22 protein-coding genes are annotated in these 23,855 nt (G+C 42.9%); 9 read left to right on the top strand and 13 right to left on the bottom strand.

The window, feature by feature from the left end; genetic code table 11:
• Positions 1–243: 243 nt before the first annotated feature.
• The 11 genes from I3255_RS09565 to I3255_RS09515 all read right to left on the bottom strand — a co-directional run bounded on the left by I3255_RS09565 (position 244) and on the right by I3255_RS09515 (position 10,914).
• Positions 244–960 (bottom strand): response regulator, encoded by a 717-nt coding sequence (locus tag I3255_RS09565; RefSeq protein WP_058023509.1) that lies wholly within the window; start codon positions 958–960, stop codon positions 244–246.
• A 621-nt stretch (positions 961–1,581) separates the two neighbouring features.
• Positions 1,582–1,998 carry a F0F1 ATP synthase subunit epsilon gene (locus I3255_RS09560; RefSeq protein WP_058023508.1) on the bottom strand — a complete coding sequence of 139 codons (417 nt, stop codon included), beginning with the start codon at positions 1,996–1,998 and terminating at the stop codon, positions 1,582–1,584.
• Between the two features lie 93 nt (positions 1,999–2,091).
• On the bottom strand, positions 2,092–3,525 hold the full coding sequence (atpD, locus tag I3255_RS09555; protein ID WP_238038630.1) for a F0F1 ATP synthase subunit beta: 1,434 nt from the start codon (positions 3,523–3,525) through the stop codon (positions 2,092–2,094).
• Between the two features lie 38 nt (positions 3,526–3,563).
• On the bottom strand, positions 3,564–4,445 hold the full coding sequence (gene atpG / locus I3255_RS09550) for a F0F1 ATP synthase subunit gamma (protein ID WP_238038629.1): 882 nt from the start codon (positions 4,443–4,445) through the stop codon (positions 3,564–3,566).
• A 209-nt stretch (positions 4,446–4,654) separates the two neighbouring features.
• Positions 4,655–6,199 (bottom strand): F0F1 ATP synthase subunit alpha, encoded by a 1,545-nt coding sequence (atpA, locus tag I3255_RS09545; protein WP_201601534.1) that lies wholly within the window; start codon positions 6,197–6,199, stop codon positions 4,655–4,657.
• A 93-nt stretch (positions 6,200–6,292) separates the two neighbouring features.
• A complete protein-coding gene (locus I3255_RS09540) occupies positions 6,293–6,916 on the bottom strand; it encodes a F0F1 ATP synthase subunit delta (RefSeq protein WP_238038628.1) in 624 nt (207 codons plus the stop codon).
• Positions 6,917–6,929: 13 nt separating this feature from the next.
• A complete protein-coding gene (locus I3255_RS09535) occupies positions 6,930–7,400 on the bottom strand; it encodes a F0F1 ATP synthase subunit B (protein ID WP_058023503.1) in 471 nt (156 codons plus the stop codon).
• Between the two features lie 117 nt (positions 7,401–7,517).
• Positions 7,518–7,766, bottom strand: coding sequence for a F0F1 ATP synthase subunit C (gene atpE / locus I3255_RS09530; RefSeq protein ID WP_010197960.1), 249 nt, complete (start codon positions 7,764–7,766; stop codon positions 7,518–7,520).
• Between the two features lie 33 nt (positions 7,767–7,799).
• Complete coding sequence (atpB, locus tag I3255_RS09525) at positions 7,800–8,666, bottom strand: F0F1 ATP synthase subunit A (RefSeq protein ID WP_238038627.1); 867 nt, start codon at positions 8,664–8,666, stop codon at positions 7,800–7,802.
• A gap of 680 nt (positions 8,667–9,346) precedes the next feature.
• A complete protein-coding gene (locus I3255_RS09520; protein WP_238038626.1) occupies positions 9,347–9,745 on the bottom strand; it encodes an ATP synthase subunit I in 399 nt (132 codons plus the stop codon).
• A gap of 287 nt (positions 9,746–10,032) precedes the next feature.
• Positions 10,033–10,914 (bottom strand): zinc ABC transporter substrate-binding protein, encoded by an 882-nt coding sequence (locus I3255_RS09515; RefSeq protein WP_238038625.1) that lies wholly within the window; start codon positions 10,912–10,914, stop codon positions 10,033–10,035.
• Positions 10,915–11,113: 199 nt separating this feature from the next.
• On the opposite strand from I3255_RS09515, the gene I3255_RS09510 reads away from it, so the two are divergent.
• The 6 genes from I3255_RS09510 (at position 11,114) to gluQRS (ending at position 16,721) form a co-directional block, all read left to right on the top strand.
• Positions 11,114–11,692, top strand: a complete 579-nt coding sequence (locus tag I3255_RS09510) for a transcriptional repressor (RefSeq protein ID WP_238038624.1) — start codon at positions 11,114–11,116, stop codon at positions 11,690–11,692.
• Positions 11,693–11,783: 91 nt separating this feature from the next.
• Complete coding sequence (locus I3255_RS09505; RefSeq protein WP_238038623.1) at positions 11,784–12,581, top strand: metal ABC transporter ATP-binding protein; 798 nt, start codon at positions 11,784–11,786, stop codon at positions 12,579–12,581.
• A gap of 125 nt (positions 12,582–12,706) precedes the next feature.
• A complete protein-coding gene (locus I3255_RS09500) occupies positions 12,707–13,522 on the top strand; it encodes a metal ABC transporter permease (RefSeq protein ID WP_238038622.1) in 816 nt (271 codons plus the stop codon).
• Positions 13,523–13,770: 248 nt separating this feature from the next.
• Positions 13,771–14,613 (top strand): metallophosphoesterase, encoded by an 843-nt coding sequence (locus tag I3255_RS09495; RefSeq protein ID WP_238038621.1) that lies wholly within the window; start codon positions 13,771–13,773, stop codon positions 14,611–14,613.
• 441 nt (positions 14,614–15,054) lie between these two features.
• Positions 15,055–15,492 carry an RNA polymerase-binding protein DksA gene (gene dksA, locus I3255_RS09490; RefSeq protein WP_238038620.1) on the top strand — a complete coding sequence of 146 codons (438 nt, stop codon included), beginning with the start codon at positions 15,055–15,057 and terminating at the stop codon, positions 15,490–15,492.
• A gap of 269 nt (positions 15,493–15,761) precedes the next feature.
• Complete coding sequence (gene gluQRS / locus I3255_RS09485; protein ID WP_238038688.1) at positions 15,762–16,721, top strand: tRNA glutamyl-Q(34) synthetase GluQRS; 960 nt, start codon at positions 15,762–15,764, stop codon at positions 16,719–16,721.
• Positions 16,722–16,827: 106 nt separating this feature from the next.
• On the opposite strand, the gene ftsW is transcribed toward gluQRS, so the two are convergent.
• Positions 16,828–17,952 carry a putative lipid II flippase FtsW gene (ftsW, locus tag I3255_RS09480; protein WP_238038687.1) on the bottom strand — a complete coding sequence of 375 codons (1,125 nt, stop codon included), beginning with the start codon at positions 17,950–17,952 and terminating at the stop codon, positions 16,828–16,830.
• 356 nt (positions 17,953–18,308) lie between these two features.
• A complete protein-coding gene (murD, locus tag I3255_RS09475; protein WP_238038619.1) occupies positions 18,309–19,745 on the bottom strand; it encodes a UDP-N-acetylmuramoyl-L-alanine--D-glutamate ligase in 1,437 nt (478 codons plus the stop codon).
• 670 nt (positions 19,746–20,415) lie between these two features.
• Here murD and I3255_RS09470 point away from each other — a divergent pair.
• The 3 genes from I3255_RS09470 to I3255_RS09460 all read left to right on the top strand — a co-directional run bounded on the left by I3255_RS09470 (position 20,416) and on the right by I3255_RS09460 (position 23,750).
• Positions 20,416–21,915, top strand: a complete 1,500-nt coding sequence (locus I3255_RS09470; protein ID WP_238038618.1) for a SulP family inorganic anion transporter — start codon at positions 20,416–20,418, stop codon at positions 21,913–21,915.
• Positions 21,916–22,092: 177 nt separating this feature from the next.
• A complete protein-coding gene (locus I3255_RS09465; RefSeq protein ID WP_238038617.1) occupies positions 22,093–22,947 on the top strand; it encodes a universal stress protein in 855 nt (284 codons plus the stop codon).
• A gap of 464 nt (positions 22,948–23,411) precedes the next feature.
• Positions 23,412–23,750, top strand: a complete 339-nt coding sequence (locus I3255_RS09460; RefSeq protein ID WP_010197981.1) for a P-II family nitrogen regulator — start codon at positions 23,412–23,414, stop codon at positions 23,748–23,750.
• Positions 23,751–23,855 lie beyond the last annotated feature (105 nt).

Raw genomic sequence — 23,855 nt, 5'->3', positions numbered from 1 at the left:
TCGAACACTGTTGAATAGGATTATCAGACGCTAAATAGTATATTTTAATGGATATGCAATGATCATCCAAAAAGAATAGACATTTTATGCATTTAGTTCGCGTCTATAATAAGTGCTTAATTAAACCACATAACACCGCATTTAAGTTCAAAAATTAGAATTTAGCCACAAAAAAAAACCAGCAACTAGGCTGGTTTTTTCAAACGGCGATCAATATTTAGTCATTAAATGAGCAAAAATGACTTAGTTACCTTCTTTCACAAACAGATAACCCTTACTACGTACTGTCTTGATACGTTTTGGATTTTCTGGATCATCACCGATTTTTGGACGGATACGTGAGATACGTACATCGATTGAGCGATCTTGTCCATCATACTCAATACCACGTAGACGCTCAAAAATATCTTCACGAGATAAGATACGGCCTGCGTTAGATGCAAGCAACCATAGTAGATCGTATTCTGCACTGGTGAAATCAACCAATTCATCACCTAGATTGACTGAACGACCACCATTATCAATGACCAACTCGCCAAACTCTAGACGCTGTGGCACGTCTTCTGATGGTGCATTTTCTGAACGACGTAGCAAGGCCCGAATACGGGCAAGCAATACACGTGGCTGAGCAGGCTTGGCAACATAATCATCAGCACCCATCTCAAGACCCAATACCTGATCCATGTCTTCAGTACGTGCAGTCAACATCAAAATTGGATTTTGATAATGCGGGCGCACTTCACGGCATACGGTCAGACCATCGCTACCAGGAAGCATAACATCAAGTACGACCATGTCTGGTTGCTCATTGACGATACGGCGTATAGCACGGTTACCATCAGTTTCAATTGCTACTTCTAAACCATTTTTGACCAAGTAATCTTGAGTCAACATGGCCAGACGCTCATCATCTTCAACAATCAAGATTCGGGGGGTGTTGTCTTCTTCAGTCGTTGTCATTGTTATATCCTCTAATACATCTAATTTAAAAGCAGTAAAAGTAAGAGCGGTAAAAATTAATAGCACCATAAAGTGGCACAATCGATGTTCGTATAGCTGTTACAAACTTAGCAGCACAGTATACTATTAAACGTATTGCTTCCTATACTATAGCTGATAGTCGTTAACAAAACCTATAAACTATATCGACTAAAACTTTAGTTTACGTCCAAAAATAATGTCATATATTTCTGCATCAGCTAATGGTTTTACTTTTGCAGACTACTTAATATCTAAGTAAATATGAATTATCAAATGAATGATTAAGGTTGCTCAAATACACTCAATCATCGCTGTTTATTTACGATGTTCCATTATCTAATATAACGACATATTACGATTGTCGCCAGTAACTTTTCGGAATATTCTAATATTGTTTCTCTCAATCTTAGATGAACGATTTTACTTTAAAGAATAGAGAATTCATTTACTCATACCTCAGAGCTGAGCGAGGTCAATCATGATAAAGTGAATCAATCATTAACGAGTAGACATAAAAAAACAGCCCATATAATGGACTGTCTTTTTATCATTACTTCTAGCGATAACTCTAAATAATTAGCTAGAACTATCAGTAATGAATTATGCGCGGTTTTTATACTTACGAATAGTCTGTAATTGTCCTACTGACTCTGCAAGTGAGGCCAAAGCCGCATTGGTTTGTAATGTATCAGATTGATTGACCAGCATTTGCTCCGCTTTTTTACGTGCTTCAACGATTTTGCTTTCGTCAAGATTATGCGCACGCATGGCCGTATCAGCCAGTACGGTAACCATTTTTGGTTGTACTTCTAATACGCCACCTGAAACATAGATCACTTCTTCTTCGCCGTTTGCTTTTTGCACTCGCATTGCACCCGGTTTTAGCAAAGTAATAAGCGGTGTGTGACCTGGCAATACACCAATCTCGCCTTCGGTACCAGTAGCTATTAACATGCTAATTTCGCCTGAATACAACTCTTCACGAGCACTTACGACGCGACATTGTAACGTTGCCATACTTAACTCCTTACGATCAAAACTGCGATGCGTTACTTAGTGGCAAATAGAGTTGTGGTAACCTATTTGCCTTTTAGCAAGTGCGAGCACAACTTACGCTGATTTAGACTTCATTTTTTCTGCTTTAGCAACAACTTCATCGATGCTACCAGCCATGTAGAACGCTTGCTCTGGTAGGTCGTCGTATTCACCGGCGATAATTGCTTTAAAGCTCGCAATGGTATCGCGTAGTGGTACGTATTTACCAGGTGCACCAGTGAAGACTTCGGCTACGTGGAATGGCTGAGACAAGAAGCGCTGGATCTTACGAGCACGATAAACAACCAGTTTATCTTCTTCTGATAACTCATCCATACCCAAGATAGCGATGATGTCTTTAAGCTCTTTATAACGCTGTAGAACTTCCTGAACACCACGAGCAACATTGTAATGCTCTTCGCCGATTACTTGTGGATCTAGCTGACGTGACGTTGAATCGAGTGGATCAACCGCAGGATAGATACCTTGTGATGCGATATCACGGCTTAGTACAACTGTTGCATCCAAGTGAGCAAACGTTGTAGCAGGTGATGGATCGGTCAAATCATCCGCAGGTACGTATACCGCCTGAACTGACGTAATAGAGCCTGACTGAGTTGACGTAATACGCTCTTGTAGTAAGCCCATCTCTTCAGCTAGTGTTGGCTGATAACCAACTGCTGACGGCATACGACCAAGCAATGCTGATACTTCTGTACCCGCTAGTGTATAACGGTAGATGTTATCAACAAACAATAGTACGTCACGACCTTTGCCAGTAACAGGATCTTTGGTATCACGGAAGTACTCAGCCATGGTCAAACCAGACAGTGCAACACGTAAACGGTTACCCGGTGGCTCATTCATCTGGCCATATACCATTGCAACTTTAGACTTACTGAAGTCTTCGGTGTTTACAACGCCAGCTTCTTGCATTTCGTGATAGAAATCGTTACCTTCACGAGTACGCTCACCAACACCAGCAAATACTGACAAACCTTCATGTTTTAGAGCGATGTTGTTGATCAGCTCCATCATGTTAACGGTTTTACCAACACCAGCACCGCCAAACAGACCAACTTTACCACCTTTAGCAAACGGGCAAAGTAGATCGATAACTTTAATACCAGTCTCTAGCAGCTCAGTGCTGTTTGATTGCTCAGCATAGCTTGGTGCTTCACGGTGGATAGACCATTTATCGTCAGCAACAACAGGACCTTCTTCATCGATAGGACGACCAAGAACATCCATGATGCGACCTAGCGTACCAGTACCAACAGGCACAGAAATAGGTGCACCAGTATTAGTAACAGGTAGGTTACGCTTTAAACCTTCGGTTGAACCCATTGCAATAGTACGTACGATACCATCACCTAGCTGTTGCTGTACTTCTAGGGTAGTTTCGGTACCATCTACTTGCAAGGCATCAAAAATTTGAGGAACTTCATTACGGTTGAACTCAACGTCAAGAACCGCGCCAATAATCTGTACAATACGACCGCTACTCATTGCGTTCTCCTTGAACTTCTATATATAGGTGTAGTCAATTATGAAACAGCAGCAGCACCGCCAACGATTTCCGAGATTTCTCGGGTAATCGCCGCTTGACGCAGCTTGTTATAAACCAACTGTAAATCGTTAATAAGGTCACCAGCATTATCTGTTGCCGCTTTCATCGCAACCATACGTGAAGACTGCTCAGAGGCGATGTTTTCCATTACCGCTTGATAAACAATCGACTCGATGTAGCGACCAAGTAATTCATCAATCAACGTCTTGATATCAGGCTCGTAGATATAATCCCAGCTAAGTTCTGTCTGTAGACCACTGTCTTCATCACCAAATGACTGCTCTGGTAGAGGAACCAACTGATTGACTGTTGGTTTCTGAGTCATCGCATTGATGAATCGGTTGTAGACCACATAGATACGGTCAATATTGCCGTTACTATAGTCTTCAAGCATCGCTTGAACCGGTGCATTCAATTGCTCAAACGTTGGTTTATCGCCATAGTCGGTCACAGCCGATGTGACTTTACCACCAAAGTTTTTGAAGAAACTCACACCTTTGGCACCGATGACTGCAAACTCAGCTTGTACTGACTGATCTTGATAATCTTGGATACTTTTAGTTAAAGCTTTGAATAGGTTAATATTCAAACCACCCGCTAGGCCACGGTCAGAGGTAATGACAATATAGCCAACCTTATTGACTGGACGCGATACCATATACGGATGTTTATAGTCTGATGAGGCATGCACCAAATGTGAAATAACCCGGCGCATACTATCAGCATACGGGCGACCCACTTCCATGCGCTCTTGGGCACGGCGCATTTTACTTGCCGCTACCATTTGCATCGCACGAGTAATTTTCTGGGTGCTTTTAATACTGGTGACTTTGGCACGTATCTCTTTTAAGCTTGCCATAATGATTCCAATATAAGAGGGTTAAAAAGCATTGGCGCATGCGACAATCGTTTGATATACAACATCAATTTTATAGAATAACATTTTATATCTTGTGGCATTACGCGATCTAATACCGATCATGGTTAAAACAGTGGCGCAAATATCTGATCAGACAACGCGCCACTTTTCAAATAACAGTTATAACCAATTCGGCTTAACCCGTTAAATTAATAACTGTGATTTTGTTTAAAGGTCTCTAGAGATGACTTTAAACGACCTGCGATATCGTCGTTGTAGTTCGCAGTGTCATCAATCTCACGCATCAATTCACTTTGCTCATCATGCATATAACGCAAGTACGCTTCTTCAAAAGAACCAATCTTTTCGACAGGTACATCAGCTAAGAAGCCTTCGTTTGAAGCATAGATAACGGCTGCTTGCTCAGAGATTGACATCGGCTGATACTGCTTTTGCTTCATCAATTCAGTTACACGCTCACCATGATCAAGCTGTTCGCGAGTGGCGTCATCAAGATCTGAGGCAAACTGAGCGAATGCTGCTAGTTCACGATACTGAGCTAGAGCGGTACGAATACCACCAGATAGCTTTTTGATGATCTTAGTCTGAGCGGCCCCGCCCACACGAGATACCGAGATACCAGCGTTGACTGCTGGGCGGATACCTGAGGCGAATAAACTAGACTCTAAGAAGATCTGACCATCAGTGATCGAAATCACGTTGGTTGGTACGAATGCAGATACGTCACCAGCTTGGGTTTCAATGATTGGTAGTGCGGTTAAAGAACCAGTTTTACCTTTCACTTCACCGTTAGTGAACTTTTCTACATAATCAGCGTTTACGCGTGATGCACGCTCAAGTAGGCGTGAGTGTAAATAGAATACATCACCAGGATACGCTTCACGACCTGGCGGACGGCGTAATAGTAGTGAAATCTGACGATAAGCAACGGCTTGTTTTGATAAGTCATCAAATACAATCAGTGCATCTTCGCCGCGGTCGCGGAAGTATTCGCCCATCGTACAACCTGAGTACGGTGCGATATACTGAAGTGCTGCAGGCTCTGAGGCTGAAGCAACAACAACGGTGGTATATTCTAGTGCGCCAGTTTGCTCAAGCTTACGTACGACGTTAGCGATAGTCGAACGTTTCTGTCCGATAGCCACGTATACACATTTAATGCCTGAAGCTTTCTGTGCGATGATCGCATCGATAGCCATCGCTGTTTTACCAGTCTGACGGTCACCAATGATAAGCTCACGCTGACCACGACCGATTGGAATCATGGTATCAACGGCTTTATAACCAGTCATTACTGGTTGATCTACTGATTGACGGTCGATAACGCCTGGAGCGATCTTTTCGACTTTATCAGTCATCTTGGCATTGATTGGACCTTTGCCATCAATAGGATTACCCAAAGCATCAACAACACGGCCTAACAGCTCAGGACCTACTGGTACTTCAAGAATACGACCAGTACAATAGGCTTTTTGACCTTCTTGCAGCTTTAGGTAATCGCCAAGTACTACCGCGCCAACAGAATCACGCTCTAAGTTTAGAGCCATTCCGTAGATTTCGCCTTCAAACTCAATCATTTCGCCGTACATGGCATCTTCAAGACCATGAATCTGCACGATACCGTCAGATACTTTGACAATCGTGCCTTCATTCTTTGCAGTTGCACCCGCATCAAGGTCTTGAATACGCTGCTTAATCAGGTTACTGATTTCCGCTGGATTCAATTGTTGCATTGCCTTGTTTCCTTTAATTTATGATAACCCGCCCACTGACTCAAATGCTCTTGCTATGACGCAGATAATATATGACTGCATCGATAAATGGCATTAGGCAGTTAGCTGTGTTTTTAACTGTTGTAACTTGCCGCGCATCGAATCATCAATGACTTTATCACCGACTTTGATTGTAGCGCCTGCCAATAAACTTGGATCAACTGATTCGTGAATCACTACACTGGCATTTAGCGAGGTAGCAAGACGCGTTTGTAGCATTTGACGCTGGTCATCAGTCAATGGGTAGGCAGAAGTCACATATGCGTCAAGCTGCTTTAAGCTTATTGCCTTGTGACGGCGATAATGCTCATAAACTTCAGGAAGCAGCGCTAGACGCTCTTGTTGCGCCAACTGCTTAACAAAATTATTGAGCTGGGGTGATACTTTAGGGTAGCTAATACTGTTACCGTAGCGAGAACCTTTTCTCTCGCCTAGTAGCTGTTTAAAAGCAGAGTCGCTATCACCGGCCACTTGTGAGTCATAAAGATCGACCAAAGCAGCTGACTTATGCTCAGCAGAAACAGCTGGATTGTCTAGCCAAGTACTGAACGACTTGTCATTGACAACAGTGCTAGCGACAAGTAAGAAATCTTCCCACTCGTGTACAGCGCCGTTTTCATTGGCATAGTCAAACGCGGCTTTAGCGTACGGTCGTGCTAAGGTTGATAAGTCAGCCATTATATCCTCACAATTACAGCTTCGCCGCCAGTTGGTCTAACATACTGGCATGTTTTTGCACATCGACTTTGTCTTGCAAAATCTTCTCTGCACCAAGTACAGCCAGTTCAGCAACTTGGGCACGTAATGATTCACGCGCTTGATTGATTTCTTGGTCGATAGACGCTTGCGCTTGTTGACGAATGCGCTCGCCTTCCGCTTGGGCTTGCGATTTTGCATCTTCGATGAGCTGATTGGCACTCTTGTTTGCTTGCTCGATTAGAGCGGCAGCCTTGGTCTTTGCAAGATCAAGTTCCTGCTGGACATTTTGCTCCGCGGTCGCCAAATCTGCTTTTGCTTTTTCTGCGGCATTCAGACCTTCAGCAATTTTACGCTGACGCTCATTGATGGCACCGATAAGTGGTGGCCACACGAATTTCATGCAAAAAATCACAAATATTGCAAAAGCAATGGCTTGACCGACGAGGGTAAAATTGATATTCACGTGATCACCTCTTTGTTAATGAAAAATCAGTTTCATTGATCATGTTTGGTAGTCAAATCTTGACTATATTTAATAGAAAACCCTTGAGCACCAAACATGTACAACTGAGCTTTCGGATTAACCTGCTAGAGGGTTAGCAAACAACAATAGCATAGCAATACCAACACCGATCATCGGAATAGCATCCAAAAGACCTGCTACGATGAACATACGAGTTTGCAACTGTGAGCCAAGCTCTGGTTGACGAGCTACGCCTTCTAAGAATTTACCACCTAGAATAGCAAAACCAATACCTGTGCCAAGTGCGCCAAGACCGATAAGTAGTGCTACTGCGATAACTGTGTAACCACCTAATACTGGATCCATTGATGTATCCTCATTTACCTATTGAATGTCTAATTAATGTTCAGTTGATGATGCAAGCGACATATAAACTATCGTCAGCATCATGAATACGAACGCTTGAAGTGTAATAACTAAGATGTGGAAGATAGCCCACGGTACCGATAACGCCCATTGAATCCAAAACGGCATTAGAGCAATCAGTATGAAAATCAATTCCCCAGCATACATGTTACCGAATAGACGCAAACCAAGTGATACAGGTTTTGCTATTAAGGTAACTGCTTCTAGGATGAAGTTGATCGGGATCAAAATCGCTTGTACGATTGGGTTTTTGGCGCTAAATGGATGCAATGTTAACTCACCAATAAAGCCGCCCAAACCTTTTTCTTTAATGCTATAAAAGATAATCAGTGCAAAGACAGAGAACGACATGCCAAGCGTGATGTTAGGATCAGTCGTTGGAACAATCTTAAAGAAAACATGATGTGGATCGTGACCCATGGCGGCGCCAACTTGACCTGCAATACCTGGAATAAAATCAACAGGTATCAAATCCATCAAGTTCATCAAGAAGATCCAAACAAAAATAGTCAACGCCAATGGCGCGATCAATTTTGATGTACCACTGTACGAATCACGAACGTTGTTATCAACAAACTCAACGATCATCTCAACCGCTGCCTGAGTTTTGCTTGGTACGCCTGAGGTGACTTTTTTGGCAACCATCCAAAAGATGGTACAAAATAAAATACCTAGACCAACTGACCATAGCATAGAATCAAGATGGATAGCATTGAAGCCCATTTGCCCTGCTTCTTCAGCGTTATAGGCAACTTTCCAACCTTCGCCCGGCAAATAGCCGTACGTCCAATTCGTTAAGTGGTGAGAGATATATTCTGATGATGTTTGCTCGGATGCCATAATGTAAGCTTCTTATTAATCAACGATTTAATCAACTACCAAAAATATGGTTGTCATCTGATGGGGTTTAGTATTTCTATTTGCCTTACAATTAAGCAAACAAATAAATCATACTAAAAGCACCCATGTAACCAACAACATCCAACCCATAGTTCTATTACTAATGCTATATTTGATAACTTGACATAAATTTTAGCTATCAAAAAAGGGCTTATGATAACTCAGTAATAGCCCTTGCATGTATACGCAAAATTATTATATGTGCTTGTCTACTGGCCGTTTTTTACGACCGGCGCTTAGTGTAGCGCTCATAAACAAAATATTTAGCTGCCTATATTAATGCAGCGTTGTATTCGTGTAAAGTCAATTATGATTTTATTATCCACTGTATGAATAAGTTAGCTGACAATAACGGCTACTAATATAGTTAGTCGTCCATAACTAAACTGTAAAAATTTAATCATCAGTGAGGCTAATAGCTTGGTCAACTCTACCCTATCACTGTGTCGTTGCATACTGCGCCTGACATAGAGGCTCATACTTCGATTTTTATAATCATTGGTGCTGTCATAGGACAGTTTTGTACTTTGACTTTCTGAACTAGTCATAGAGAAGTTGGACGGCAGGGTGACTTGCCAGTACTATGAATAAATTATCTATGTAGTGATCATTTATTAGCGCTAGCGTATATGCCACAACATCCAACTGTGACTAATTTGCATTACCATAAAACCGATAAACAGCGCTGGCGCCGATAGGGGTTGTACGGTAATAAAAATTAGTGCGAAACCAAACACAGTCAACAGCCATTTAGCCATTTGACCTCGATATAGCTGGCTAACGATATGTTGGCGCGCGCGATATCCAGTGTACCAAAAGATAAAAAAAGCAAAAACGGCTTGAGTCGTAAAGCTGAGTAGTGCACCAATGGCGGCGCTCTTTGCTACAGTAAGCTCACTACGTAACCAAATCGTATCTATCATCCAAGCAATAATGATAAGGATAAACAATATCCATGCTTGGCGTTTGATATAGATGCCTATTTTATCTTTTTGCGTGCGTTTGGCAGGCTTGGTCATCGATATTCCTATAGCCTTTCAGCATTGGGATAATATAGCATACTTGCGACACTTTTATCCGTAAATGACTTACTCTACAGGCATTACCTTTAAACCAAAATAAAACGCCACTTATTATAAGGAGACCGCCACTATTAAGCAAGTAAAATATGACTTTTATCAGTCACCTAACGCAACCCACTGGTATTGCTATGTTACATAGCCATAGCAGATACTTGAAAAACAGCTGTCTCACTCTTCCTAAAAACTCTAGCCTCTAAAACAACCCTAACGAATGGCTTCCTATCCTAGGATATGCATTGGTGGATTTGCTGAGCCATTGCTGTCCATCCTTCTACAAAGTCTTGGCTATCGCTCATGTCTTCGATTTGGACAGTGGTATTGATAGGCTGCAATTTGGCAAGCAATCCTTTGCTAGCGGTGCTTTGATTGACCAAGCACATCTGTTTGTCTGGACGATTGTCATTAAGCCAGCGCAATTGACTTGCTTTCGGGGCAAGGTGATGGTCTGGACTTAAACTACCTGCCAGCTTTATTTGTGTAGCATTTTCGATATATTGATAGGCGTCGTGATAGGCCCAATAAGGACGCTGTTTTTGTGTGGATTGCTGTATCTTCGCTACAGCATTGTCCATACGCTGCGCAAATTTTTTGGCGTTGGCTTGGTAGGTGCTTTTATACTCTGGATTGGCATGGCTATGAATAACAGCTAAGGCACGAGTAATGGCCTTTGCATTTTCAGGATCAAGCCAGATATGTGGGTCGAATGTGCCCGCAATAGGTTTTCCTTGAATATCACGAAGAGGATGTCGAGTAAAAGCATCAAAAGCAAATAGGTCAATGGCATTAGGTGCCATCTCTAAACTACCAGTCAGGCTGTTCTCTAATGAGGGACCAAACCAAACCACAAATTTACTATCTTGAATGGCTTTCTTATCACTTGGACTAATACTGCCATGGTGACCCACATCGCCAGCTTGTAAAATTTGGTTGGCAGAAGGCGTGCCTTCCGTCACAGCTTGGCTAAGTAAAAACATGGGATGATTGCTGACACTGACCGTTGCTGCGTGCGCGCTTACTGTAAAAGAGCCTAAGACTACCAATCCTGTAATCAGTAAGCGCTGTAACGTAATGATTGAGCGTCGTAAATAAGTAAAAACAGAGTTCATGGTAAGCTCTTTAATCAATGAGTAACAAAATTATGAGTCACAGTGTCGTGCCGCATCATGGATAAAAAATGATCAATATATATAAGAGAGGTAAGACAACTGATTCGATTCTATGTTTATTATGTTATACTATAACAATAAAAAACGCTATCATAAAAAACGTCATGCGATTACCATGCTATTTTTGGGAGCCTGTACTATGTCTACTACCTCATCGAATTGCGAACATTTACATGATGTGCAAGATTTGACTCCGCATGACGTTATTGAACGCTTAACAGCAGCAAAAGAGCACTGTCGTCTGAGTGGGGCACGTTTTACCCCTTTGCGCCAGCAGATATATCAGCTGGTTTTAGAGTCTGATCAACCTGTTGGTGCTTATGACTTAATCACGCAATTGCAGCAAATGCGCCTATTTGAAATGGATGATAGTGATACGCTAAAAGCATCAGGCTTATCAAAGCAATCTGCAGAAAAACCATCAACCAAAAAGCGAGCACCAAAAAATGTTGCGCCGCCAACGGTTTACCGCAGCTTAGAGTTTTTACTAAGTGAAGGTTTGATTCATCAATTAACGTCTATCAATGCTTATGTTCCTTGCTGCCATCCCAGAGCACAGCACACTGCTGCCTTTTTAATCTGCGATCAGTGTCAGCGAGTTCAGGAATGTAGCAGCTTACCAGTACAAGAAATGATGAGTTTCGCTGAGCAAGATGTCGGTTTTACGGTTGAGCGTAGTGTTATTGAGCTTAGTGGTCGTTGCCAAGTTTGCCAGTAAGATTTATTCAGGCTCTTTGGTTGCCTAAAAAGTATGTCACTGTCATTGATTGTTTATTTGTATTATTCATTTACCTATTCGTTGTCATCCTATGAGCCTGTCTACCTCACCCTCTAACCAGTCGACTACTACTATTGTGAATAGTAGTACCACGAATGAAGCTGGCAAACTGCTGAGCTTGAACAACGTCAGTTACCATATCGGGCATCAACGTTTGCTCTCACATATTGATATCGATATTGCAATCAATGAGACCGTCAGTATTATTGGACCTAATGGTGCTGGTAAGTCAACGTTGGTCAAGCTTATTTTGGGTCTGATCGAATCCACAAAAGGCAGTATTACAGCCCATCAACAGCTACAGCTTGGCTATGTACCGCAGCGATTTGCTGTGCCGCCCATATTGCCGCTGCGCGTCTGCGATTTGTTGGGACAAGCAGATAAGAAGCGTCTCACTTCTGAGCAGCGACAGTTTATATTTGATAATTTGTCACTAACGCATCTATTGTCACGACAAATGCTGCACTTATCAGGTGGTGAAACACAGCGAGTACTATTGGCGAGGGCGCTATTAGATAAGCCCAATCTACTTATCTTAGATGAACCGATGCAGGGTCTCGATCCAGATACCGAGGTTTGGTTATATCAATTTATCGATGAGCTGCCGGAGTTTTTGCGCTGTGCGATGCTGGTAGTATCACATGATCTGCACTGGGTAATGAAAGGCAGTCGCCGTGTCATTTGTCTCAACAAGCACATTTGCTGTGAAGGACAACCAAGCGAGCTTGCTATCAGCTCTGAGTTTCAAAAGCTATTTGGTCATCATTATGAGCAGCCATATGTGCATCAGCCGCATGCTTGCGAGCATCATGCACCAAGCGAGTTATAACGATAATGACCAAAAACGTTGATGATCTAAATCGAAAATAGCTAACATCAAATTCGTTAAAGCTAGCGTGACCAGACCGATAGATAGCACTAACTTTTTTTATAAAAATTTTACGGACACTTCTTATGACCGCTTGGTTAGCCATTATTGCACCTGCTTGGATCGCTGGCAGTATTTTAGCACTACTATCAGCGCCTTTAGGATGCTTAGTCTTGTGGCGACGCATGGCATTCTTTGCCGATGCTTTAGCACATGGTACCTTGCTTGGAGTTGCACTTGCTGCTTGGTGGCAGTTGCCCATGGGTATAGGTGTTGCGTTGGTTAGTGCAGCGGTGGTGCTGTGTCTGGTACTGATGGATGATGACCGTCTGCCAGCTGATGCCGTGCTCGCGGTGGTAGCCGTCACGCTGTTGTGTTTGGGGCTATTGACTTTAACGCAGTTGACCAATCAACAAGCCAATGTCTTGGGGTTTTTATTTGGTAACTTACTTGAGCTGGACTGGGCGGATTTGCCACTACTCGCTGGTAGTGTACTGGCTGGGTTGGGGCTACTATTGTATATTTGGCCCGCTCAAATAAAACTGGCGACTCATGAAGCACTAGCTCGTATTCAAGGCATTAACCCGACCCGCCAGCGACTATTTTTTATGGGCGTTCTCGCAGGGTTTTGTGCGATTGCGCTACAGGCTGTTGGCAGCTTATTGATCAGCGGTTTATTGGTGTTACCTGCACTGACGGCACGCTTATGGTCTTCATCACCAAAGCAAATGGTGGTCACAGCGTTTATCATTGCGCAGCTCGGCGTGACGCTTGGCGTGTGGGGAAGTATCTGGCTAGATATCCAGACGGGACTCTCTATCGTATTGATACTAGCGATATTGTTTTTTATCGCGCTAATTGTTTCGAAACTAGCCAAAATAAAATTTCGGTCAGCGCGCTAGCGTGCTGATATATAGGCCGCAGCAGTATTATACACCTCCTTTAGTCAACTTTATTTCATTAATATTACTAGAGCTTTCATTGGCTTTATGTTATAAACTTGCTTTACCATTATTTGTACCGATTCACTATATGACTCGTCATTAAATAGTGTTAATAATAGATTAATATAATTTTGAAAATAGTAGATCATTTATCCATACTCGTTCTCACAATGACCATTGTTTTGATTCGATAAGGGACTAACCCAATGCCGAACTATCCCGTCAATAAAATCAGCACGCCCGATGAACAGATAAATATTTTACAAATCACTGATTTGCATTTATCCACGCCTGTCGCTGCTGATACTGACAGTAGTCATGTCAATGAGGTGGGTGATTGTCAGCGTAATTTTGAAGCTGTACTGCAGCAAGCACTGAATGAAGATATTCGCTGTGATTTGATTATCGTGACTGGCGATCTGGTCAGTAAAGTTAAGCCTGTCACCTATGATCATATCTTTAATGTACTACAGGCAACCCAAATTCCTTTTGTATGTATTGCTGGCAACCATGATGTGACTGATGAGAATGGTGAAGACTTGCCGTTTTTTCAGCGGACACTCATTGCCCAGCCTGCTGACTCCCGCTTACTCAGTCGGCACATCATTGAGAGTGATCACTGGCAGCTGCTGTTACTAGACTCGTCTATCACAGGGAAAGTGGCAGGTGAGATAACCACTACAGATATTGACTGGCTATGCAAACGGCTTGAGGCATGTGATAAGCCTGCGCTTATCGCTCTACACCATCACCTCGTCCCAGTAGATTCTGACTGGATTGACACCCATATGGCGCAAAACGCTGAAACTTTTTGGGAGTATATGGCGCCTTTTGAGCATTTACAGGTGATCATTAGCGGTCATACTCACCAAGAGCAGATTCGTTATCGCCAAGGTGTGACTGTTTATAGCACGCCATCTACCTGCTATCAATTCAAACCTTATTCGCATGATTTTGCTTACGACGAAGCGTGTTCGCCTGGTTACCGCTGGTTGCAATTAGCCAACAATGGAAAGGTTGCAAGCTGGATTGAAAGACTGGATACTTAATGCCCATATTTATTGGTGCATAAAATAGCTATAGCGCTTACACCTCATGGATTTAGCACTTATTAATTGAGGTAGCGCGAGAGAGTATATTAAGAAAAAATGAGATCAGTATAAAAAATAACTTCATTATTATTAAAAACAGTGATACAACTTGTAAAATTAAGCGAAATGACCTGATATCTCATATTAGTCAGCAGTAATTTACCACATGATGGCAGCCATGCTATTGAACCAAAATGTTGCATCGCAGTATACCTAAGCAATGGTGTGTCGATACCGATAGACCAACATAATGATATTATTTGATCAGCTGTGTTACTTGTGTTACCAAGTGGTAAAACGTTTGATAAAGGGACAAATTATAGCGTTTGTAAAACTGATAACGTCTTGTCTTTTGATACGTCGTTTTATTGAATTAATTTGAAAAAGTAGGATACCCATATGAGCACCGTGACCACAAATCCAAGTGAAGTCAAGTTTACTCCTTATGTGCCAGCATCAGACGAAGAGTATATGTCTGATGCACAGTTAGAGCATTTTAAGGCAATTTTGTTGGAATGGAAAAACCAACTGATTGGCGAAGCGGATCGTACCAAAAACTACATCCAAGACGAATCAAGCGCCATGCCTGATATCAATGACCGTGCAACTCAAGAAGAAGAGTTTGCGCTCGCTTTGCGCACACGCGACCGTGAACGCAAACTTATCCGCAAAATCGACAAATCCATACTAGAAATTGAAAATGATGACTATGGATTTTGTGAAACTTGTGGCGTAGAGATTGGTTTACGCCGTCTTGAAGCACGTCCAACAGCGACCCAATGCATCGACTGCAAGACTTTGTCTGAGATTAAAGAACGCCAAAACCAAGGCGCTTAAATCAGATAGAACTAAGATGACTGTAAACCAAAGCGACCCTATGAGTGGTCGCTTTTTGCATTTTAGACGACCGTTTAGACGACCGCCTCCTCACACAAACGCTCCCCCTACTCTGTTTTTGATTATATGACTGATAAAGCATTGGTGAAATGTTGCCTTTGCTCACGAAACAATCTCATTTAATAAATATCTTTTGAACCTGATTTTTATTATTCTATCTGTATTATTTTTATCGATAGCCATTTATTGTGAAAACTATTCCTACTGATATGCCATCTCATATCAAATCATCCCAGCCTATTGGCCGCTTTGCGCCTTCACCAACGGGTGAGTTGCACCTTGGTTCTTTGACCACGGCACTTGCAAGCTTTTGCCATATCAAATCGCTCGGTGGACAGTGGCTGCTGCGTATCGAAGATACGGATACCGAGCGCTGTGATAGGCAGTTCACTGAACAGATTTTGATGGACCTAGAGGTGCTTGGGTTGCACTGGGACGGTGATGTCATTTACCAATCTGAACGTATTGATATTTATAACGAATACTTGTCTTCATCACTACGCCCATTGACCTACGGCTGCCAGTGCTCACGCAAAGACTTAGAGCAATATTGGGCGCAAGAGGAAATTAATAGACATCACAATAATGCGAATTTAACACAACCATGCAACCAAACGCAGCCAAACAGACAGCGTTACCCACGACGCTGTGTCGCTTCTAACCTTGATAGACAACAGCATAAATTACGTATACAGCTGCCAGACTATAAAATTGGCTTTCACGATGGTATCCAAGGACTGCAATGGGACAATCCGCAGCAGACACTAGGAGATATGGTGGCTCGTCGTCAAGACGGCATGATCAACTATATACTGGCAGCCAGCATTGATGACGGCCTACAACAGGTGACTCATATCATGCGCGGTTTGGATATCTTACCCATGACCACAGCGCAGATCAGTATCATGCAGGCGGCACAACTGCCAACCATCGACCATTGGTATCATCTGCCATTAATCAACAATGCTGATGGTCAAAAGCTCTCTAAGCAGAATCTTGCGCAGCCAATTGATACCTCAGATCCAAGCCAGCTTATCGCTGATGCCTTAAAACTCCTACAGCAACCAAAGGTCGATATCGATATACCAGAGAATATGCTCAAGCAAGTAATTGCTCAATGGGACAATACGCCGCTACAAGGGAAACAGCAGTTGAATTCGCCTTATTGAAGATAACTAAAAAGTAATTCACAAAATACAGATAGCAAAAAGCGCCACTATTTGCGGCGCTTTTTTAGTGCTTAATCATAGAATGTATAGACTATGTTTAAACTTTTTAGTAGTAGCGGCATTGGCTTTTTTCAATCTCAGGACTTTCTTTATATATTTTCAATAATAAGGCCACCATAACCAAGCTAATCAACATTGAAGAACCCCCATAACTAAAGAATGGCATGGTGAGGCCTTTGGTAGGAATGGCACCCATGTTCATCGCCGCATTAATAATCGTCTGCGCAATAAACACCACACCGATACCGAACGCGGTATAGCTCATGCGCATTTGGCGACGTTTTAGTGCGTTGTAGCTGATACGCATCGCACTACCGATAATCAGTGCTTCGAGTATCAATACCATACTGACACCAACAAAGCCCAACTCTTCACCCGTAATCGCCAATAAAAAGTCAGTATGCGCTTCAGGCAAATGCGACAGTTTTTGTACGCTTTCGCCATAGCCAACCCCAGTGAACTGTCCACGGCCAAAAGCAATCAGACTACGTGCCAGCTGATAATCGGTATCTTGCACATCATCAAACGGATCCATGAACGACATCACACGTACCAACCGGTACTCTGCCGTGGTCACCATCAACACTGCGCCACCAACGGCAGCCGCACCCAATGCCAAGAAGTGCTTATAAGGTGCTCCAGCGATATAAAAAATCGCGAACAGCGTCCCCAAAATAACGACAAAAGAACCGAAATCTGGCTGCGACAATAGCAGTATTGTTATCAGTGCTACCACTAGCATAATCCGTAAAAAGCCATCTAGGCCATTACGAACCTCAAAAGAGCGGCGCACCACAAAATCAGAGACAAACACAATCATGACCAGCTTGGCCAATTCTGCTACCTGAAAGTTAAAGCCACCCAGCGTGAGCCAGCGCTTAGAGCCGTTAATGGGCGTACTAAACAGCGTTGCCACCAGCAAAATACCCGTGATACCCAACAGAATAAACTGAGTTTCAGTCTTATATAGCGTCCGTAATGACACGCCATAATAAGGAATAATGGCGACGATTAACCCAATCACCATATACAGTAGCTGATTATTGAAAAAATACAGCTCCGTCATACCGCGACTGAGCGCAAAAGGAATAGAAGCAGAAGCCACCATCAGCAAACTGAGTACCATGATACAGCCGACGCTCGATAATAAAACTGCGCGCGCTGATGGCATAGAAAGAACACCGTCTGAGCCAGAGGCTTGTTTGGTTTTGGGCGAAGAACGAAAAAAAGAAGAGAGCGCCATAATTTTATATACACTAACAAACGAAAAAACACGGCGTCTATGAAACGCCACCGTTTAAAAAATCATAAAGTAAATCTTACTAGATAGACGATAAAAACCCTCAATATCAAAAAATGCTTGAGCAATCATTTATCTAGCAATCAGAGTCGTTACGGTTGACAGTAGCAGCAATTTATAAGCAAAACAATCATTTATAAGAGAAATGCTGCTCTGGTTAATAAGTAACTCATGTGCTACTACACCATCTATGCTGGCCTGTTCGAGCCTATAGCCATTTGAAAATTTTAACTGATAATCGTGCTATCTAATTGTGCCGTATCTAACTGAGCAACCAATCGACTGAAATGCTCACCGCGAGCCGCATAACCACTGTATTGATCAAAACTGGCACAGGCAGGTGACAACAATACCGCTTGTACTTGCGATAAGCTGCTAGCAGTGACTTGCTGAATAGTGACAAAGGCGTTTTCTAATGTTTGGCATTGGTGCAATGCGACATCATCGCTTAATTTCGTTGCGCGTAAATGCTGCTCAATTTGCTTGCCATCCTCACCAATAAACAGCACTTGGCTGACATACCGATTGATAAAGGGCGTCAACTCGCCAAACTGCTGACCTTTACCTTGCCCGCCCAAAATCAATAATAGCTTACCATCTTTTGGTGCATAGACCGCACCTAGCCCTTCGATAGCAGCCATGGTCGAGCCAATATTGGTGCCTTTAGAATCATCAAAATAGTCGATATTAGCAAAGCTCCCTACATACTGGCAGCGATGCTCAAGACCTGTAAATTGCTGTAACGTCTCGAGCATACTTTCAAGCGGCAAACCTGCAAGCTCACCAAGTGCTAAAGCTGCTTGCGCGTTGAGCAGATTATGACGCCCTTTAATCAACAGTTTGTCTGCGGACAGTAATCTTTCTGTACCGCGTGCAAGATAAGTTTGGCCTTCTGTGTCTGTAATGAGACCATATTGACCTTTATCAGGCGCATGGATACCCGTACTGATTCTGGGTAGGTTGTCTGCGACCAATGGACGGGTGAGCGCATCTTCGCGGTTAATGACCACTGACTTGGCACCTTGAAAGATACGATGCTTGGCTTGATGATAGCCAAGCATATCACCGTGACGATCTAAATGATCAGGTGACATATTGAGGACAGTCGCTACTTTTGCCCCCAAGTTAGTGACAGTTTCTAATTGAAAGCTAGACAACTCCAGCACTGCCAACTCCATATCTGCATTATCAAGCAAAGTCAGTGCTGGCACGCCAATATTGCCGCCAACACCAACATTGACGCCAGCATCTGCCGCCATTTGTCCAACCAAGGTCGTTACGGTACTTTTAGCGTTAGAGCCTGTGATCGCCACTATCGGTGCAGTACAGGCTTCACAAAATAGCTGAATATCGCTAACTACTGGAATATTTGCTTGGCGCGCGGCTGCAATTGCATCATTTTCGAGCGAAATGCCTGGGCTGATAATAATGCGTGCCGCTTGTTGTAAGAGCTCTGCGTCAATTGCACCAAATTGACGAACCTCGATCTCAGCGGGCAGTTGCTCTGCCAACTTAGGCGCAGCTTGTGCATCTGTTACCGCTACTCGATAGCCTTGCTTGGCCAGATAGTGCGCGACCGATAACCCAGACTGTCCCAAACCGACCACGACCTGTAGACCGTTGCCTTTATGGATTAAGGTTTCTGTTGCGGTATTAGCGGTCATATCTATTCCTTCTAGTAAACGAGCAAAATGGCGTCAAGCAAACTGGGCGTACAGCGACTCTAAATGACACCGGCAAGATGACAAGCATCATAACGGTATCGTTCATATTTCGGTACTGATTTTTTATGGCTTTGTGCTATTATTCGCCTGTTTTTATATTCAGTGGCTAATGCTATAATAGTTAGCTTGATCGATATGTGACATTGTTATGTGACAAGGCGTTTCGCCTGGCTATTTTAGTTTAGCATGTTGTCACATTTATCGCGCTATTGTCACGTTTCTTTAGCAACGATTCGTGTGTGATAGTAATATGCCAGATAGTAGTCATGATTTGGCAGATTGTTTATCACCCTCTACTGCAGCAAGCGATTGCTGATTCTATGTCTTATGGTAGGTGTTTTTTATAGCCTATTTTAAACAACCTGATTCAAACCATATTTTTAGGTCATTTTACTGTCCTTATCATCGTATTGATTATTGATGAGCGTATTCGTGATACCAAAAAAAATCAGTAGACATACTTATTATTGACCTTTCACACTCCAACACAGCAACATGATCCAGTACATGTTGACGTAAAAGAAAAATGAATAGCTATTACTAGCGACGCGATCATTTTATGAATGAGTAATGATTACTTTTTTTGCCTCTAACCCTATGTAGTTTACTTATGACATCTTTTATTGATAACTTGCGTGACGAGTGGTTTTCCAATGTTCGCGGTGACGTTTTATCGGGCTTGGTTGTCGCCTTGGCGCTTATTCCAGAAGCCATTGCCTTTTCTATTATCGCAGGTGTTGATCCAAAAGTCGGCCTATATGCCTCATTCTGTATCGCGGTCGTGATCAGTTTTGTTGGTGGTCGTCCAGGTATGATTTCGGCAGCAACAGGTGCTATGGCCTTAGTCATGGTCGATTTGGTTGCCGATCATGGTTTGCGGTATTTACTGGCTGCGACCTTATTGTGCGGCGTCATTCAGATCGTCATGGGCATCCTAAAGCTGGGTAATTTGATGCGCTTTGTCTCGCGCTCAGTCGTCATTGGCTTTGTCAATGCATTGGCAATACTGATATTCGCCGCCCAGTTACCAGAACTGAATCCTATGACCGAGCGTGTCGGTATGACTGTTTATATCATGACCGCTGTAGGCTTGGGGATTATCTACCTATTTCCACTTATCCCTAAAATCGGTCGCATTATTCCGTCACCATTGATTTGTATCGTTGGGTTGACGGCTGTTGCGATGTATATGAATCTTGATATTCGTAACGTCGGTAGCATGGGTGATCTGCCAGATTCGTTGCCTGTGTTTTTGTTGCCTGACATTCCATTAAACCTAAATACATTGCTGATTATTGCGCCTTATTCTATTGCGCTTGCCATTGTGGGTTTATTAGAGTCTATGATGACTGCGACGATTGTCGATGAGTTGACCGATACGCCAAGTGATAAGAACAAAGAGTGCCGTGGTCAAGGCATAGCCAACGTGGTGTCAGGTTTCTTCGGTGGTATGGCAGGCTGTGCGATGATTGGTCAGTCAATGATTAATGTAAAATCCGGTGGACGCACGCGCCTTTCTACCTTGATCGCAGGTGTGGTACTGCTCATCATGGTGGTATTCTTAAGTGAATGGGTCAGCCAAATCCCAATGGCAGCTCTCGTTGCCGTCATGATTATGGTATCGATTGGCACGTTTAACTGGCAATCTATTCGCGAATTCAAAACGCACCCTATGTCATTCAATATAGTGATGCTAGCGACGGTATTGACCACCGTCTTTACGCACAACTTAGCTTATGGCGTTGGTGTTGGTGTGTTGCTATCTGCCTTGGCATTTGCCAATAAGATTGGTCAGTTCTTAACCATATTCAGTGAGTACGATGATAGTAGCAATACCCGTTATTATTATGTCCAAGGACAGGTGTTCTTTGCCTCTACGACACAGTTTTTGAATAGCTTTGATACCAAAGAAGCGGTAGACAGCATTCAAATTGACGTCAGCCATGCGCATTTTTGGGACATCAGTGCTGTTGATACTTTGGACAAGCTGGTCATGCGCTTGCAACGTGAAGGTATTGATGTCAAAGTGGTAGGACTCAACAATGCGAGTCGAACACTGATTGACCGCTTCTCTGTTCACGATCGCCGAGATATTGGCTTATTAGATTAAGCAAATCAGCGTCTACCTTGTCATTGATGTATGGCAAGGTTGTATGAATCGATGAATGATTTGTGAACCAATGGATGAATAGACAGCTGCGTTGGTCAAAAGAGTTGGGTATGTACGTGATGCCTTAGCCTTATGCTGAGTGGCTGATTTTTATGATTAAAGTGATGTGGCCGTTTTATGAGTAACTTAAAACCAGATAGTGTCATTGCCTGCTTGGACTGTCCTGATCATGTTCAAGCTGTATTAGAGGCCAGCATGTGGGCTTCTATTCGCTTGCGCGCGCCTGTAGGACTACTACATTCAGTCCCAAGCTTACAGCAAAAAGCTGCGGTCAACTATTCTGGTTGTCTCAATATCGATGATGAAAATGCCTTGCTTGAGCAGTTCACAACCAAAGAGCATTTGAGCAACTGTGAGCTAAAAGCACAGGGCAGACTATTACTGTCTCAAGCAACCACGTATTGCGAGCAAAAGCCTCATAAGCTCAAAACTTATACCTTGCATCGTCATGAAAACCTGAACCAGAGTATCGATTACGTCGATGACAAGGCACAATTGATCGTTATCGGTCATCATGTCACGTGCAAATCGACATTAGGACAATTGATCAGAGTCAGCCACTGCCCCATTTTGGTGACACATGCACCATTTTTGCCCCCTACTACCGCTTTATTTGCTTTTGACAACAGTCCCACATGCCATAAGTTACTTAATTGGTTGTGTAAGACCCCGCTCGTGCGAGCCTTGACCATTCATATTGTCATGATCGGTAAAGAAACTTCTGATAACTGTGACGCCCTGCGTGAAGCATACGCGAAGCTCAAGCAAGCAGGTATCAAATCTAAAAAAACATTATTAGACTGCCGTGATGTTGCGGCGGCTTTAAATTATTACCAAAACCAAAACGATATCGGCCTACTCATAACAGGCGCATTTGGCCAGTCGCGTTTACGTGGGTTGCTACAAGGTAGCGATACTAAGAAGTTACTTGGCAGTACCCAAACACCATACCTCCTTTTTCCTAAAGCTTAAGCGTCTGTTTATCTACACTAACATAGCCTATCTATTTAAGCGCAGAGCACCAACGACTCTTTTGGCCTCTGCCACTGACCGCAACCTCTCTTCTATTTAGCTTCAATAAGCTGTCAACAAACGTTTATCTTATTAGTAAACTCAAGTTAGCAAATCGTCACATGAAATAGAAGGATAGCCTCCCCAAGCACCTAAAAAGTTGGTTATAATAAAGTTTTCATTAACCAAACGCTAAAGGTTGATTTACTTTCACTGTGTTTATAATGATGGCTCTCATCATTACATCGTCACTCATATGCTCTGTTGCAACCGCGGTTATTTTTGAATAAATAAACCCAATTCTACCTCCCCCTTGAGTAGGTTGGCACAGTTCTTGAATAACTTACCGTAAGCAAAGCAGAGATACGACGATGCACCATAATGCCTCTATCAATCTGCGGCATCACACAAATAAGGAATTTTTTATGAAGCTAATCACTGCGATCTTAAAACCGTTTAAGCTCGACGATGTGCGTGAAGCGCTTTCTGACATCGGTGTTAAAGGTGTTACCGTCACTGAAGTCAAAGGTTTCGGTCGTCAAAAAGGTCACACAGAGCTCTATCGCGGCGCAGAATACGTGGTGGACTTTTTACCCAAGGTAAAAGTCGAAGTCGCTGTGATCGATGAGATGGTCGAACCTGCTATTGAAGCAATCACTCGTATTGCTAGCACTGGCAAGATTGGTGACGGCAAAATCTTTGTCACTGCGCTTGAGCAAGTCATTCGTATCCGTACGGGCGAAACCGGACCTGATGCTATCTAGATTTGAGGCCATATCTATAAACATCGATTTATAGGAAAAGGCTCTTACTGCATTTTTATCTATCGGTCACGCCGATATCTATATCGTAAATTCAAGGGGAATTTA

Source organism: Psychrobacter sp. Ps6, from assembly GCF_022129235.1.
GTDB lineage: Bacteria > Pseudomonadota > Gammaproteobacteria > Pseudomonadales > Moraxellaceae > Psychrobacter.
This window is presented reverse-complemented; position numbering and strand designations above follow the sequence as displayed.